Raw genomic sequence first — 466 nt, 5'->3', positions numbered from 1 at the left:
TCGAGGAAGAAGCGGTCGTGGCTGATGACCACGGCGCAACCAGCGAAATTCTCGATCGCTTCTTCCAGCGCCGCGAGCGTTTCGACGTCAAGATCGTTGGTCGGTTCGTCGAGCAGCAGCACGTTGCCGCCCTTCTTGAGCATCTTGGCGATGTGGACGCGGTTGCGTTCACCACCCGACAGCTTGCCGACATTCTTCTGCTGGTCCTGTCCCTTGAAATTGAACGCGCCGACATAAGCGCGGGTCGACATGTCATGACCGTTGACCTTCACATAATCGAGGCCGTCGGACACTTCCTCCCAGACATTCTTGCTGGCATCCAGATGGTCGCGGCTCTGATCGACATAACCCAGACGCACGGTCGAGCCGACGTCGATTTCGCCCGAATCCGGCTGTTCCTGACCCGTGATGAGTTTGAACAACGTCGATTTGCCCGCACCGTTCGGGCCGATGACGCCGACGATGC

The 466-nt window shown here is 58.8% G+C and carries 1 protein-coding gene; it reads right to left on the bottom strand.

The genetic code is table 11. From position 1 onward, the window contains the following. The coding region (locus B2V90_RS22630) for an ATP-binding cassette domain-containing protein (RefSeq protein ID WP_293923216.1) at window positions 1-466 on the bottom strand (466 nt) is incomplete at both ends.

This window comes from Sphingobium sp. UBA5915, assembly GCF_002431195.1.
In the GTDB taxonomy this organism is placed as follows: Bacteria; Pseudomonadota; Alphaproteobacteria; order Sphingomonadales; family Sphingomonadaceae; genus Sphingobium; species Sphingobium soli.
The sequence above is the reverse complement of the archived record's forward strand: the minus strand, read 5'-3'. Positions and strand labels throughout refer to the sequence as shown.